Origin of the sequence: Mesorhizobium sp. M8A.F.Ca.ET.218.01.1.1 (assembly GCF_004791165.1) — a bacterium.
In the GTDB taxonomy this organism is placed as follows: domain Bacteria; phylum Pseudomonadota; class Alphaproteobacteria; order Rhizobiales; family Rhizobiaceae; genus Mesorhizobium.
Genome location: NZ_SRUZ01000109.1, coordinates 1 through 340 on the forward strand (window position 1 = coordinate 1; position 340 = coordinate 340).

Here is a 340-nt window from a genome sequence, read left to right on the forward strand (position 1 = left end):
GGCCGGTCAGGCCCGGTAGAACGTGCCCAGCAATATTCTAAGATCGAAGCTGATCGAAGCGGCCTTGACATAGGTGGCGTCGGTCTCGGCGCAGAGTCTTGGGTCGGACATGTCGATGCCCTTGATCTGGGCCAGCCCGGTGATGCCCGGAAGTGCCCCCAGCACGCCCAGCCGCTGCCGATGCCCGATCAACTCCGTCTGCGTCGGCAGGCATGGACGGGGGCCAACAAGGCTCATCTCCCCTTTCAGCACGTTCCAGAGCTGCGGCAGTTCGTCGATCTTGGTTGCGCGCAGCACCTTGCCCGCCGCGGTGACCGACCTGGCCGGCGCCTCGTGCGTG

Annotated in this window: 1 protein-coding gene; it reads right to left on the bottom strand. The window is 65.6% G+C overall.

Translation table 11 applies throughout. The features are described from left to right. Positions 1-6: 6 nt before the first annotated feature. On the bottom strand, positions 7-340 hold a 334-nt coding region (locus EN861_RS34605), incomplete at its 5' end, for a sugar transferase (protein WP_189343822.1).